Annotated in this window: 11 protein-coding genes and 2 pseudogenes; 7 read left to right on the top strand and 6 right to left on the bottom strand. The window is 54.8% G+C overall.

All coding sequences use genetic code 11. The annotated features are described in order from the left end of the window. Positions 1 to 45: 45 nt before the first annotated feature. From AAIL66_RS06965 to AAIL66_RS06955, 3 genes and pseudogenes are all read left to right on the top strand, one after another. Positions 46 to 393, top strand: a pseudogene (locus tag AAIL66_RS06965) (IS30 family transposase); the annotation flags it as partial. A gap of 814 nt (positions 394 to 1,207) precedes the next feature. Continuing rightward, positions 1,208 to 1,411: pseudogene (locus AAIL66_RS06960) on the top strand (transposase); the annotation flags it as partial. A gap of 200 nt (positions 1,412 to 1,611) precedes the next feature. Further along, positions 1,612 to 3,276: a hypothetical protein gene (locus AAIL66_RS06955; protein ID WP_343496336.1), complete on the top strand. Its 1,665-nt coding sequence runs from the start codon at positions 1,612 to 1,614 to the stop codon at positions 3,274 to 3,276. A gap of 101 nt (positions 3,277 to 3,377) precedes the next feature. Here the strand turns inward: AAIL66_RS06955 and AAIL66_RS06950 are convergent, their stop codons facing one another. Together AAIL66_RS06950 and AAIL66_RS06945 are read right to left on the bottom strand one after the other, a co-directional pair. Then, the gene (locus tag AAIL66_RS06950; RefSeq protein ID WP_343496335.1) at positions 3,378 to 3,779 is read right to left on the bottom strand and encodes an antitoxin Xre-like helix-turn-helix domain-containing protein; all 402 of its coding nucleotides are present in this window, start codon (positions 3,777 to 3,779) and stop codon (positions 3,378 to 3,380) included. A 305-nt stretch (positions 3,780 to 4,084) separates the two neighbouring features. Next, positions 4,085 to 5,221: a hypothetical protein gene (locus AAIL66_RS06945; RefSeq protein ID WP_343496334.1), complete on the bottom strand. Its 1,137-nt coding sequence runs from the start codon at positions 5,219 to 5,221 to the stop codon at positions 4,085 to 4,087. A gap of 255 nt (positions 5,222 to 5,476) precedes the next feature. Between AAIL66_RS06945 and AAIL66_RS06940 the strand changes: the two genes are divergently transcribed. Both AAIL66_RS06940 and AAIL66_RS06935 read left to right on the top strand, forming a co-directional pair. Continuing rightward, entirely contained in the window at positions 5,477 to 7,198 is a 1,722-nt protein-coding gene (locus tag AAIL66_RS06940) for an AAA family ATPase (RefSeq protein WP_343496333.1), read from the top strand. Next, positions 7,195 to 8,916 (top strand): UvrD-helicase domain-containing protein, encoded by a 1,722-nt coding sequence (locus AAIL66_RS06935; protein ID WP_343496332.1) that lies wholly within the window; start codon positions 7,195 to 7,197, stop codon positions 8,914 to 8,916. The genes AAIL66_RS06940 and AAIL66_RS06935 overlap by 4 nt, the downstream gene beginning before the upstream one ends. Before the next feature lie 273 nt (positions 8,917 to 9,189). Here the strand turns inward: AAIL66_RS06935 and AAIL66_RS06930 are convergent, their stop codons facing one another. Then, on the bottom strand, positions 9,190 to 9,573 hold the full coding sequence (locus tag AAIL66_RS06930) for a LysR family transcriptional regulator (protein ID WP_343496331.1): 384 nt from the start codon (positions 9,571 to 9,573) through the stop codon (positions 9,190 to 9,192). Between the two features lie 70 nt (positions 9,574 to 9,643). On the opposite strand from AAIL66_RS06930, the gene AAIL66_RS06925 reads away from it, so the two are divergent. Continuing rightward, positions 9,644 to 10,456 (top strand): sulfite exporter TauE/SafE family protein, encoded by an 813-nt coding sequence (locus AAIL66_RS06925; RefSeq protein WP_343496330.1) that lies wholly within the window; start codon positions 9,644 to 9,646, stop codon positions 10,454 to 10,456. A gap of 96 nt (positions 10,457 to 10,552) precedes the next feature. After that, a complete protein-coding gene (locus AAIL66_RS06920; RefSeq protein ID WP_343496420.1) occupies positions 10,553 to 10,876 on the top strand; it encodes a multidrug efflux SMR transporter in 324 nt (107 codons plus the stop codon). Positions 10,877 to 10,981: 105 nt separating this feature from the next. Here the strand turns inward: AAIL66_RS06920 and AAIL66_RS06915 are convergent, their stop codons facing one another. The 3 genes from AAIL66_RS06915 to arsC form a co-directional block, all read right to left on the bottom strand. Beyond that, positions 10,982 to 12,058, bottom strand: coding sequence for an ArsO family NAD(P)H-dependent flavin-containing monooxygenase (locus AAIL66_RS06915; protein ID WP_343496329.1), 1,077 nt, complete (start codon positions 12,056 to 12,058; stop codon positions 10,982 to 10,984). 62 nt (positions 12,059 to 12,120) lie between these two features. Continuing rightward, complete coding sequence (arsH, locus tag AAIL66_RS06910; RefSeq protein WP_343496328.1) at positions 12,121 to 12,837, bottom strand: arsenical resistance protein ArsH; 717 nt, start codon at positions 12,835 to 12,837, stop codon at positions 12,121 to 12,123. After that, the gene (gene arsC, locus AAIL66_RS06905) at positions 12,824 to 13,255 is read right to left on the bottom strand and encodes an arsenate reductase (glutaredoxin) (protein ID WP_343496327.1); all 432 of its coding nucleotides are present in this window, start codon (positions 13,253 to 13,255) and stop codon (positions 12,824 to 12,826) included. The genes arsH and arsC overlap by 14 nt, the downstream gene beginning before the upstream one ends. Between the last annotated feature and the right edge of the window lie 18 nt (positions 13,256 to 13,273).

Raw genomic sequence — 13,273 nt, 5'->3', positions numbered from 1 at the left:
TATCGCATCGGTGAATTGCACTCGATTCACGCGGTAGTCCCGCTCGATGCCGTACCCGTCAGCGAGCGCCCGGCTTGCATCGAGGATCGTGCAGTGCCGGGACATGGGAAGGTGATCTGTTGTTCGGCGATGCTTACAGCCAGGTGGCAACATTAGTAGAGCGGCACAACCGCTACGTAATGCTGGTCAAGTTGGTGGACAAGGACTCGTTCACCGTGGCAGCAGCGCTGGCTAAACATGGACAGACCTTGCCGCAAGAGTTCTTGCGTTCCTTGGCCTGGGATCGGAAATGGCGGGGCACAAGCCATTCACTGTGGCCACCAACATCCAGGGCTACTTCAGAGACCTCCAAACCCGTGGCAGTGCGGAGCGAACGAGAACGCCAACAGCCTAGCATGCGGAGAACCGAGCGGCAGAACGGCCGGTTTCAAGGATGAAGTGGATGCTCAGAACTGGTGGAGCTCAACCCCCAGTGTTGGCGATTGCTGCAGTTCAAGCCTTGGATCGCGAATGACGCAGATCAGCCTACAGTTGCTTACCAAGAAAACTTGCTAGTCTGACATGCTAAGCGTAGACCCGAGGCTCGTTGCAAGGGCTAAGATTTTTCCAAACAAGCAAGCGATCTTCTGGTTCTTGTGAAAGTTCTCAGTGCACATAGTCCACCTGAGTAGTTCATCTTGGGTGAAAGGTGCTGTAAGTGCGGTTGGCATGCTTTAGGCTACCTTCTAGCTGGTCCATTTCTATTGCAAATTGGAGGCCATCATGGAGATTTACGTTACTAACAGCCGCCAAGCACCAAGCGTTGAGTTTCAGGCTGAAGTTGATCTGTATCACTGGCGCATCCTGCAACTAGACTCTGGAACGCTGCGCATAGGCGCCCAAATGGACTCAGGGTCATTTCGAGTGACAACCTCACTTTGTGCGATTGATCTTCTTCGGAGGATTGTCAGGACCGAATCTGGTCGAAGTTATCGCTTGTGCGCACCTCCAGAGCATGACCTGCACTTAACTACTTTGATAATTGCTAATGTTGCACGTGGGCCTAGCGTGATCACTCATGATGTTAGCGAGGTTGTATGGAATGCTGTGGAAGCTGGCGCGTGGCTTAGCGGAGGTGAGATCTTAATTCCGGCGCTGCAATAAGGTTGGTTGCCTTGATCGAAGTCAGCTGGAAAATTCATACTTGCTCAGATAGCGGACAGTAATCATCCGGCCCGGTAAGCCCCAGCAGAATACCTACGTGGAGCGTGTCAACAGAATGGTCAGCTACGAATGGCTGTCACAGTATTATTGGTCCGACCGCGAGGTTCGGGAGTTCGCCACACAGTGGATGTGGCGCTACAACCATGAACGCCCAAATATGGCTTTGGGCGGCATCACCCCCAAAAAGCGGCTGGCCATGGCCGCATAGCTCTACTTGTCAGAGCGGTGGTTTATGGGGGATTACCCTCCGTCGTAACTGCCGGCCTTTACGTTCGCCTTCACGCAAACGCATTCTCTTCTTCGCTTCCTTCTTATCTAGTGCAAGCTCACTCCTTCGCTCGTCTGCCTCTTGATAACAAGCTCTATCGCCTCGTTGGCGGAGGCACAGTGCTTCCTAAAAACCTTGAAATGGCCACCGCGCGCGTGCAACTGTGGTTTGCAGAAGTGGACGCCACGGACACTGCGAACCTAGGGTATGCACGGCGAGCAAACGGAGAGGTTAGCCTTTTAGCCGTAGATGAAGCAGCTGGCTCACTGCCGGCATACCCGCTGGGCTCCTACTGGCAGGATGGGACCCTTCAAAGCGGTCTGTGGATGAGCAACCAGGTCAAGGTTGAACGGGCATACATCTCACCTCAAAACTGGCGGTTGATGAAAGCTCGGGACTGCGTGGGATTGGTCGCTGCAAAAGGCTCTGCAGCGTTTCCGTTGCAAGGAAACGATGTCAGCGGAAAGACTCATAGATTCGGTGACGCGCCAGTGTTGATATGCGAAACCGCTAGTGGAGAGCAACTCCTTATCCCATGCTATGAAATCTTTCGGCGGTTTTATGGGGTGTGTTCCACTCTTTCTAATGCTCTATTGGCGGGCCATTGGCAGCGCGAGTTGGACCAACTGATTGACCGAGACCACACGGGAATGTCCGATGATGCAAAGCACTTTGAGTTGCTAACAAAGAAGGACATTTCTTCCATTGGCTGCCGCGCGATTGCACTGTTTGAGGAGTGCGAATTCGCCAAGGCGCAGGCCCAAGGTATCTATCCTTCCTTGGTGAACGCGCGCCGGGAGCAAAGGGACGATCCCTGGATCAAAGTGATTCCTCCATGGCAAGGAAATGCAACGACCAATGAAGGCGGCATGGGCATCTCCTTCATCGGGCACCAGCTTGCAAATGGCGTGACGTTGGTTCTATGGATTTACGATTCGCATTTCCCTCGCTTGCCTCGGCCTCTCATGCGCGTGTTCCCGGAGGTGACAATTCCTGTCTATGACGATGCGCGAGACAATTGCCACAGTGAGCGTTCTGGACTGCAAGTGCCTGAAGACCCTGGGCAGGCTCCAATTGCTCTAAGCGTACCTGCAGACACCAAATTCGGAAAGCACATCGCCCACTTGGCGATCCAGGAAAGCTGGTCTGACCTCCCAACTATTCCAAGGAGGTACATAACCCGGCGCTTTGTTTCTGCCAGTCCGCAGGCTGGAATAGCTAGACCAAAGCGCAGGCGTCAACTCAGCACCGGTCATGTCTCCGAGATGGGGCATCTCAACAGTGCATCCCTTAGCGGCGATGAGCACAATAAGATAAAGGATCGGTTTAGGGCGCTAGGCAACTCTTTCGAGCAGTTGCTACAAGAGGGATTTTTGTTAAATCGCCGAGACTATGCGCTTTGCCGCCCCAGTGAGACCAACGGGGCTACCTATTGTGAGTTGCCATCAACGCTCGGTAGCACACCGATTTCTTGGGCAATCATAGGCACTGCGGAAGGCCTTCGATCTCGCCTGTGTTGGGTGAGCGAGCTGGAGCTTGCTGATGGATCTTTCCGCTACTTCTTTGATCTTGAGGCTCAGGAGTGGGAGGGCTTCTATGCGATGGTCCTCAAGTTCACAAATCAGGAAGAAATGCTCGATGAGAGAACGTTGGACGAGATCCTCAAGAGAGCGGTTGCCAATCAGGGCCGCTGGAAGAAAGTCAACTGGGCCAGCATTCAGGGCCGAGCAACATTTCGTCTAGTTCAGCACAAAATCACCGATGGAATGATTGACCTTAAGCATTTGAAGGCGGGCCTCGCTTAACGCCATTTCTTGGAGACTCATTTGGAAAATACCTACAAATGTGTCTTCTGCCTACGCTGACTCTAACCTGGGAATCCGTTAATTCTGAAGACTAGCGTGATTCATTGAGGTTTGCATACTTGCCCGGTTGCAGTTACTGCTACCAAATTGTTCAGATATGCCATGGTGCGCTCTAAACCTGAGAGCGTCTGGATCGCGTGTCTTGGTAGATCGCCTATGGCTTTGTTATGCGCGTTCATCCATGTGACAGAAGCATCCATATCACCCCCCACAAGTGCATCAAGCGCGCTGAAGATCCGAATCAGCATCAACGCTCGCTCACCTTCATACCCACACGGATCAATGAAGCGTTTGGAAGCGGCAAGCCGAGAGACTGACAGCTCGCTGATTTCAAGAAGTTGAGCCAGCTCTGAAAGGCTCAGTCCCAAGTACTTCGCTGCATTGAGAGTTGCCTTGCTCAGCACGGCTTCTTTGCTGGGGCTAGAGTTGATCTCTGATGTCATGATCATCTCCTGAGAAGCTTGTTAGCTTACGTACAACTTTAGAAGAGTGGTCAAAAGTCGAAAAATTTTGACTAAATTCCCCACCTCTGAACTGCTGCTGCCGTCCGGGCTTTGTCAGTAGATACTTGCTGTGCAGCGGCTGTTGTCGACAGAGATCAGCCCCTGAAATCACGGTTTCAGCGACTCAGCAGTCATTGGCTTTATGCCAATTACTTTACTCATGGCTGTGCAACCGAGTTCGCTAGGACTCGGGCAACGTCAATAAACGACGAAGGCGTGTACTCGACAATTACTGAAGGCTGTAGTTACGCATATCTCTTCACATCGGGAGAAATGGTATGGAGGCCAAGGCTGCTTTCAAGATGCGCGATGTCTTCATCGACTCGATCAAATGCGTCTTTCGTATGCTTCTTCCTTTCGGGAGAGCCGACGTTGGCTTCATGCACAAACTGGACATATCGAGAAAACAGAAGTGGGCCATCTTTGCCCCAGGTCTTCAAAAAGAACTCACGCAGCTTATCCAACTCGGATGCTTCGCTGGGAATGAACAGGCTTCGGGCGATGGATTTCAGGGCGAAATCGTCTGACCAGAGACTCCAGGATGGAGAGTCTGATTGGATCACATACGATCCGAATTGTTTCAACAAACAGATGTCCCAGGTGGCATTGACTGCGCCATCTCTAAGCATCGAAATGTTGGTTGACTTCACGCCTTTCAGCATTCCGCCTTTTGGAGGGCGGTGCGACATTGCTGCCAGGCAGTACATCAAGGCAACACCGTTAAAAAACGACTCGCGTGTCTGCCAGGCCAATAGCGCACAGGCGGCATCTATTGGCTTCAAGCCAGATCGCAGGAGGTCAAGCGTTTTCAGGACGCATAGATAGTTCGGACGCCAGGGTGTGAGCGTCTTTGCGAAATTGTCCTCGCGCGGCTTCAACGCTTGGATTCCAGGATCTTGGGCTACTTCTTCCAAATGTTCTACGGGCAGCGCATCGGCCAAGCCAGCGGCGATGTCGAAAAGCAATCGTGGGTCTGCGTTGTCGGCGATCCGAAAGTGACGCAAATCCTGTAGGGCGGAAGGATGGCCCATAGACGATGCGTATTCATACAAAGCCATGGATGGCTCAATCAAGATGTCTGCCCAGATGCAAAACGAGAATGCTGCACATGCCAAGCGTGTGATTCGTTCTTCTTGGGGGTTACTGGGCATCGCCATGCCGGAGGCCAGGCGGGCAATCGGCGAGATCAGATTGCGGTCAAAGAGCGCTCTGAACTCCACGCCACCGATGCGCGCGTTTGAGATATAGGTGGCCAAGCTCGGGCCGGATGGATCGTCGTAGTTGCCCGGAGTCAGCACGGCCGCCGATCTGAGCGTGTGTTCAAGGAAGTCGCGTTCGTCCGGTAAAAGTGGTAGCCAGACAGCTCCTGTGATTTCTTCCATGGGCTCGGTATGACGTTAGGCGACGAATTGAAAAAAGATGATCGCGAGGTGATTCGAGTCGGTGCGTTGAATGCTTGTCGCAGCTTTGTTCATGATCTAACGGGCCGTTGAAATTCAATATCAGTCTGAAGTCACTTATCGGTACCTTGATATGCATCCCCAATGAAGGATCTTAGTAATCAGAATGAAAGTCACCATGGTTATATTTCAACGGGGGGAAGGACTGTATATCTGAAGACCAAACAAGGAGAATAAATGTATTTGGCTGGTTTGAATGTCAAAGGATTTCGACGGGTAGAAGAGCTCAACCTTCGGTTCAGACCGGGACTTAATGTGCTGGTCGGCCCTAACAATGTCGGCAAGACTGCGGTAGTGGATGGACTACGTGCATTGCTCACAACTGCGGAAGAAGGAGCCCTCCGAGTTGATGCCTACGACCTCCACGCATCTGGCGGACACGTCGCCACTGAGATTACCTTTCACTATGTGTTCAGGGATCTCACGTTGGATGAAGAGGCAGACTTTCTCCCAGCCTTGAAGCCAATGCCGGCCGCACTGGGTACCCCCGAAAAGTACGAGGCACATCTGTGGGTGCGGTACAGCTCCAACGGAACAACTGGCCGAATACGTCCTAAACGTTGGTGCGGCGATCATGAAGAGAACAGCATCACTACAGAGATGCTTGAAGACCTCCGGGCGGTGTATCTGCCTCCCTTGCGAGATCCAGCGTCGGGACTCAAACCAAGCCGTAGCAGCCAGCTAGCACGCCTTATTGATCGGCTCGCCAGCGAAAGCGAGAAGGAGGAACTCGTCGAGCTGCTGAAGGAATTCGAAGAGAAGCTCGAAGTCGAGACACCCGTCTCGAAGACGCAGTCTGCGATTGAGACTCGCCATGTCGCGATGCTTGGCTCGACGCTAAAACAGGCATTGAAGATCGGCCTGACGCCTCCCGAGTTTCAGCGGCTGGCCGCACGCTTGACGCTTGCAGTCGAAGGGCTCGACATCGAGCAAAACGGGCTAGGCTACAACAACCTTATCTACATGGCTGTTGTTCTCAGCGAGCTGGCCCTGAATCCAGATGCAGCTTACAAGGCTTTGATTGTCGAAGAGCCTGAGGCTCACCTGCATCCTCAGTTACAGGTCGTGCTATTGGAACATCTACAGGCGATCGAAGCACCTGTACCGGGACAAAAGCCAGTTCAGGTTTTCGTCACAAGCCATTCGCCACATTTCGCTAGTGCGGCAAAGCTCGATTCCTTGACCTGCCTACATCAGGGCGAAGGCAAGACTGGTGCGTTCTTCCCGAGAGAAGTCACCTTCCTGCCAAAGAAGAAGCAGAAGCTCCAGCGCTACCTCGATGTGACGCGTGCGGACTTGTTCTTTGCGCGCCGACTCATCCTTGTCGAAGGAGCGGCTGAGCGCTTTCTGGTCGATGCCATGGCAGCCAAGATGGGCATAAAGCTGCGTGAGCACTCGGTGACGATCCTGAGCACAGAAGGGCTGAACTTCGATTGCTTCGCTCCGCTCTTCGGCAGCGCTGCGATCCCAATCCGAGTTGCCATTCTGACTGACGCAGACGCACCAGACTATCCCGCCCTGGGGACTACGCCGACAATGTCTTCGGCGGCAAGTGCGATTGCCAAGCTCGCAAACAGCCACATAAAGGCGTACTTCGCCGCACGCACGCTGGAATACGATCTGGCGCTGCTTCCTGCGAACCAGGCGCACATGCTGACTGCCTTGGCCGATATCCATCCTGGCATTGCCGCAGATCTAAAAGCCAAAGTCGATGCGGCAGAGGCCGCAGAAAAGCCACGAGAGTTATTTCGCGGAATGTTCGATCGCGGTCCGACTCTCGGCAACGTTAAGAAGGGCGAGTTTGCTCAGGCTCTTGCGGCCGTCATCGCTGATCCTGGGGTCTCGTTCACAACGCCGACCTACATTGCCGATGCACTGGCATACGTGACAGCGCCATGACCGGGCCATTTATCCCATCTCCGCAGCAGAAGCTGATCATTGAGGCAGGCCTCGTTAGTCAGCGAGTTATTGCTTGCGCCGGCAGCGGCAAGACGGCGACGGCCGTACGAAGGCTCGCTGAAATCCGCCGGCAGCTTGGCACCTCCAAGCAATACGTGGCTCTGCTCTCTTATTCAAACGTCGCAGTCGAAACCTTCCGAGCTGAATACGCGAAGTTGACTGCAGGGCAGCATGGATTATCTAACCGAGTGCTGATATCCACGGTCGACGCATTCGTGACATCGCACATCCTGTCTCCTCATGCTGCGTCAACGATGCAGTGCGTTCGAAGGCCGTACTTAGTGAATGGTCACGAACCGTTCTTGAAAGGTTTCACCTTCTTCAACGGGAGATTCAACGAGGAAATCCGCTACCTCTCTGCCATCTTGAATGGGGTCGAATGGAATTTCTTCAACACTGCCATGCGCGGCAACGCCGTTCCCGTCAACGATTCCATCGCGCACGCTGCGATTAGAAAATTGGGCAAGGCAGGTGCATACACGCACGACCTTGGACGCTACTGGGCGATCAACACGTTAGTAAATCGGCCGCGATTGCTCAAAATTCTTGCGCAGCTCTACCCCTACATCCTGATCGACGAGGCACAGGACATCGGAAGCGTACACGGATGCCTACTGGAGTTACTCATCGCTGAAGGGGTGACTGTCTCGCTTGTGGGTGATCCCAACCAGGCTATCTATGAGTTCGCCCATGCTGACGGTAGCTTTCTACGCAATTTTGATCCTGGGCCGGCTGGTCAGAAGGAGACGCTATCGGAGAACCGGCGCTCGATCCAGTCGCTTGTGGACGTGACCAACAAATTGAGTGAAACGACATACTTCTCCGCCAGGCCCGTCCCGAGTCGCAAGAGTGGGCCGTATCTGATGACTTACAAGGGTGAAGAGCTCTTCAAGGTCCGTTCGACGTTTGCTGAAATACTTGCCATCCATGGATATGCGCATGACTCGGCCGCAGTACTCTGCAGAGCCAGAGACACCGTATCGCTTATCGCGGGATCTGGGGACAACTGGGGTCAGGGAGCCACTGAGCACTTCGCGCGCGCGGCTTTCAGTCGCGATCGAAACGGAGACATTGCGGACGCCTTTACCCACGCAGTGGACGGCGCGTTTCGGCTGCTAGACGGGCCACCGCCGAACCTCAGAGCCGCGGTGCTGAGTGGCTCTGACGACCTTTTGGCAAAAGCCGTGCGACGCATCATCTGGGGTTTCCTCAGGACGCCTGCGACGGGTATTCCGCCAGCATCATTGAACGCCAAAAGTGACTGGCTCCCGAAGTTGAAGGCAAATCTAAAGCCATTGCTGACGATATTGGAATCGAAATGCGATTTGCCCTGCATCTCGAAGTGGGGGTATGGAGTCACGTCGAAGGAGCTCACCGAAGAACCGTTGTGGTGCCAGGACCTCGCTACGTCGACCGTACCACTTCCCCCCGTCAGGACTGTTCACCAGGCGAAGGGGCAGAGTATCGATGCTGTCTTGTACTTGCTGCGGTCAATCGACGTGTCCAAGCTTCTTGCTGGACCAGTCCACGAGGACGGGCGGATCGGCTACGTTGGCTTGACGAGAGCGAGAGATCTGTTGGTGGTAGCGCTGCCAGACACAACAAAGGCAGCGCTGATTAAGCGCTTCAGGGACGCCGGTTTCAGTGATTGGTCATAGTTGTCCGCGTTTACCTAACTTTGACCTGCTCCCCTTGCCGCACCGATGGAAATTTGAAGCGAACTTGACTCCTTGAAGACAGGTGTTGCCTCAAATCGTCACTCGTCTCTACAGGTTTGGGTGACTGCAGCCTGAAGCTGTCGTTCAAAGGTGTACTGCGCTTGTCCGCTCCGGCAGACCGAGGCTTGCTCACGACCCTGAGCCGTCGGTCAAGCTTCTAGAACACCGGAAATTCGGAACCGAGTCTCGCCTCTCTCAAACTTGAAAGTAGTTTCACTCGGATCGGACTCTCGGATGCAGCAGCGCTATCAATGCAGGCAGCCTTTTGTTGATGGCTTTCATTGCGGCATTTTCGCTCTCTCGGTACAGCTTCAGAACCTGCTGGCCCGTGTCTGTGAGTGAGGCGCCGCCACGGGATGCCCCGCCGCGCTGCGTTTGCACCAACGGCTGCACGAAGTCTTGGTTCATTGCTCCGACCAGCACCCACACACGTTGATAGCTCATTCCTAGACGGCGGGCGGCCTCTGCTAAGGAGCCCGTCTCTTGCACGGCCTCAAGGATGTCTGCTTTGCCAGGTCCGATGGCAACGCTGTGATTCAGTTCGATACGGAATTGTGTTGTTCCGTCATGGGACTTTGACCTGAGTGTCGCTTTCATGGATTGATTGTCCACTACAAACATCTTCCCGATATAAACTTGATGAACATATCGAGACCTTAGGGGAACAATGTCTGAAGCAATGGAAGATTCGAATTCAGGTGCAGCGCGCCTGGTCAGCGCCTTGGTAGCAGGATGCGCTGTGGGTACCCTAGGCGGGCTCATTGGGCTGGGCGGTGCGGAGTTTCGCCTTCCGCTGTTGATTGGCCTATTTGGCTTTGCCGCACTACACGCTGTCATTCTGAACAAGGCCATGAGCCTGTTTGTGGTGGCCAGCGCTCTGGTGTTCCGCAGCACCTCCATTCCCTTTATCGATGTGACTGTGCAGTGGCCCATCATCCTGAATCTCCTGGCGGGTAGTCTTGCTGGTGCTTGGCTCGGCGCGTCCTGGGCGTCCAAAATGCGCGGTCGGACGCTGTATCAGGTACTCGCTGTCATGCTGGTGGGAATCGCTATCGTTCTTCTGTTCGGTCACGGGCACGCCTCACGCGAACCTATGGTCACTGGCGTTGCCCAACTCATCGCAGGAGTTGTCGCCGGCTTTGGCATTGGTGTGGTGGCATCCATCATGGGAGTAGCCGGAGGTGAGCTGCTCATTCCAACACTGGTGCTGCTCTTTGGTGTGGACATCAAGCTCGCAGGCTCGCTCTCGTTGGCCGTCAGCCTGCCAACGATGGTTGTGGGCTTCGCGCGTTACAGCCAGGACCAGGCTTTTGGCATTCTCCGCACACACAAGCGGTTTGTGTTGGCAATGGCGGTAGGCTCCATCGCAGGTGCAGCCATCGGCGGGAATTTGCTGGGTGTCATTCCGTCAAGCATCCTGCTCCCAGGACTTGCTGCCATCCTGCTGATTTCGTCAGTGAAGGTGTGGCGTCACAAGTAATGGAGACATGCAGATCCGCGTCTCGGGTTATTCAGGACATTTGCAGGACGCTGGCGTGAACTCGTTGTGTAAAGTTGCGCGCTTTGGGAGCGTATGTTGGGTTGGATCTATCTGGTTTTAGCTGGCGTCTGTGAAATCTTCTATGCGGCAGCTATGCCGAGAACCGATGGGTTCACAAAACTCGGCCCTAGCGTGTTTTGTGCAGCTTTCATTGTGATGAGCATGTATCTGCTCTCCCTCGCAACCAGAACCATTCCCGTTGGCACGGCATATGCTGTTTGGGTTGGCATTGGGGCCGTAGGCACCGCGATCTACGGAGTTCTGATGCTGGGTGAAGACCGGAGCCTTGGACGGATCATTTGTTTCTCACTGATCCTTGCAGGGATTGTGGGCCTGAAGTTCTTGTCTGCTGAGAAGTGATCTACCACTGATGCTTCCGGCGTAGCGGATGTCAACAATGGGCCCACTGCACCCTTCGTTCATGGGAAAAGCGGCCAATGAGATGCTGCTGATCCTGCCTGTGACCTAGTGGCGATTTTGGAGTGCAGTGCGGAATGGCAGGTTCTGAGCTATCTCACTTGCCGTACTACGAGCGGTACGCATGACGCCAATAAGCGTGGCAGATGCAGGTCCTGTCCACTCCCCATAGCCCACCAGCCACAAGCCGGGCCGGTCGCTTGCCCGCGTGCCCTCCACGGCAACTTTGGAATCCTTCACGAGGCCAAGCGACTCCAAAGGCTGTAGAGCGGGTCGGAACCCAGTACACCAAATGATCGCATCAAAGGCCTTTGAGCTCCCATCGGCCCACTGGGCTCCTTCTGTGGAGAGGCGCGCGAACGGCCCCACAGAATGCAGCACACCACGATTCCGTGCGTCGAGGACCGGGGGAACCATCACGATGTCACCAAAGCCACCCGGCAGATTCTCTGGATCTTTGCCTTCCTGCAAGGCCTGCCAACGTGCGGTAGCCCTCTCGAAGAGCACTCGCCCATCGACCTCATCCGGTAGAAAAGCTGGAGGCTCCAACGTGACCCAGGTCGTGGACTCCGCTACGAGTGAGACTTCCGCCAGGATCTGAGCGCCGGAGTTTCCTCCCCCGACCACCATCACCCTCTTGCCTTTGAACGGCTCAGGAGACACGTACTGAGCTGAGTGCAACTGTTGCCCTTTGAAGGACGTCATACCTTCAACTTCGGGCAAAAATGGGTTTCGCCATGTACCCGTGGCACATACAACGGCACGTGAATGCCAGCTTCTCGCACCCGCGTTGACCTGGAAACCTTGCTCCGTTTGCTCAATGCCAGTGACCAGTACCGGCCTCTCGATCTTGAGCTCGTAGCGTGCCTCGTACTTGCGAAGATAGTCGACCACATGGTCACGACTTGGATACTGCTCGCCAGAAGCAGGCATCGCCCATCCTGCGATGGAACTCCAGGAAGCAGGAGAAAAAAGCCTCAGCGAGTCCCATCCATGTTGCCAAGCGCCTCCACCGGCCTCCTCTGCATCGAGTAGTAGCACCGATAAGTTGGTGCGACGCAGGAAATACGCTACCGATAAGCCTGCCTGGCCCGCACCAATGATGATCACATCGTGGAAAGACATCGATTGCTTCCTATTGTTGTCGCTGCCCCCAGGCGCTCCCTCTACGCGCCATGTGTAACCGCTTAGATGCTGCGCTGATTGACCCGTTTGGACAGTTCTTCGGCACTTTCACGGCGCTCGCTGTAGCGATCCACCAGATAGTCCGCACAGTCTCGCGTCAGCAGCGTGAACTTGACCAGCTCTTCCATCACGTCCACCACCCGTTCGTAATACGAAGAGGGCTTCATCCGGTCAGCCTCATCGAATTCGGCAAATGCCTTGGCAACGGACGACTGATTCGGGATGGTGATCATGCGCATCCAGCGACCCAGCACACGCATCTGGTTGACCGCATTGAAGGACTGCGAGCCACCCGAGACTTGCATCACCGCCAATGTCTTGCCTTGCGTCGGTCGCACGGCACCAGCGGACAAAGGAATCCAGTCTATCTGCGCTTTGAGGATGCTGCTCATCGCACCATGACGCTCAGGAGACGTCCAGACCATACCCTCGGCCCATATAGCTAGCTCACGCAGTTCCTTGACCTTCGGGTGATCGTCAGGGGCACCATCGGGCTGGGGCAGGCCACGCGGGTCGAAGATCCTGGTCTCGGCACCCATCTTGCGCAGCAGTCGCGCCGCCTCTTCGGTCAGCAGTCGGCTGTAGGAGCGGTCGCGAACCGAGCCATACAGCAGCAGAATGCGCGGCGCGTGCGCAGCACGTTGTGCGGGCAACAGGCCTTCCAGGCTGGGCTTTTCAAAGACTTGTTCGTCGAGGTTCGGTAGATCAGAGATTGCCAATTCGATTTCCTTTCGAGTCAATGACGGCTTCCCCGTCTTCTTTGGAGAATGCGGCCTGTTGAGGCTGCGGCAGGATGTCCAGCACAGCCTCCGAGGGACGGCACAAGCGGGTCCCCAGAGGGGTGACCACTATCGGACGATTGATCAGGATGGGGTGCTGGAGCATGAAATCAATCAATTGCTCATCCGTCCATTTGGGCTCGCCCAGGCCCAGTTCGTCATACGGCGTGCCTTTTTGACGTAACACCTCGCGCACAGGTATGCCCATCGCTTGGATCAGGCCCACTAGCGTGGGGCGATCAGGGGGCGTCTTGAGGTATTCAATGACCGTGGGATCTTCTCCGCTGTTACGGATCAAAGCCAGAACATTGCGGGAGGTGCCGCAGGCTGGGTTGTGATAAATCGTGATGTCACTCATAGCGCTAGATTTCCGTTG

Origin of the sequence: Comamonas sp. F1-6 (assembly GCF_039581415.1) — a bacterium.
Classification (GTDB): Bacteria; Pseudomonadota; Gammaproteobacteria; order Burkholderiales; family Burkholderiaceae_C; genus Comamonas; species Comamonas thiooxydans.
Note: the sequence above shows the minus strand (reverse complement) of the source record. Positions and strands in the feature narration are given on the sequence as shown.